Annotated in this window: 1 protein-coding gene; it reads left to right on the top strand. The window is 37.0% G+C overall.

Annotation, left to right across the window (positions count from 1 at the left end; translation table 11 throughout):
* Nucleotides 1-139: 139 nt before the first annotated feature.
* The gene (gene tnpA, locus ACYPXO_RS10695; RefSeq protein ID WP_459640559.1) at nucleotides 140-610 is read left to right on the top strand and encodes an IS200/IS605 family transposase; all 471 of its coding nucleotides are present in this window, start codon (nucleotides 140-142) and stop codon (nucleotides 608-610) included.
* Nucleotides 611-719 lie beyond the last annotated feature (109 nt).

Genomic DNA, 719 nt, shown 5'->3' with positions numbered 1-719 from the left:
TTGTATTAAGAAAACCACGCGATAGTCGCGTGGTTCTATAGAAGCTTTAGCGATGTATTCAGTTATATTGCTCCTAATGTGTATAATATAAACGTGACCTGCCAGTTACGTAAATAATACACATTAGGAGGACAGTAAAATGAATGAACAAAATACTGACGTTAAAAGTTTAGCACATACGAAGTGGAACTGCAAATATCATGTGGTTTTTGCACCAAAATATAGAAGAAAGGTGTTTTTTCAAGACAAACGCGAGGAAATTAGAGATATTATTAAAATACTATGTCAATGGAAAGGTGTAGACATAATAGAAGGAGAAATATGCCCAGATCATATTCACTTACTATTAAGTATCCCTCCCAAAATGAGCATTTCGTGTTTTATGGGATATTTAAAAGGGAAAAGTAGTCTTATGATATTTCAAAAATATGGAAATATGAAATTTGCGTACCGAAATCGCGAGTTTTGGTGTAAGGGATACTACGTGGATACAGTAGGAAAGAATACAGCAGCAATAAAAAGTTATATAGCCAACCAGTTAAAACGAGATCAAGAAATGGATCAGTTGAGTCTATTTGACCCAAGAGACCCGTTTACGGGTGGCAAGTAATTAATCGCGTGGCTGGCAGGCCAATAAAAGACGCACTTGTGCGTGGCTAGTAGTATTAGGGCTATGCCCGAAACTGAAAAACCACCCGCTAGGCGGGTGGATATTTATT

Source organism: Faecalimonas canis (assembly GCF_054601575.1).
This window is presented reverse-complemented; position numbering and strand designations above follow the sequence as displayed.

Bases quoted from the DNA above. Each gene is read 5' to 3' on its own strand.
- tnpA (WP_459640559.1), top strand. From the start codon at position 140: ATGAATGAACAAAATACTGACGTTAAAAGTTTAGCACATACGAAGTGG.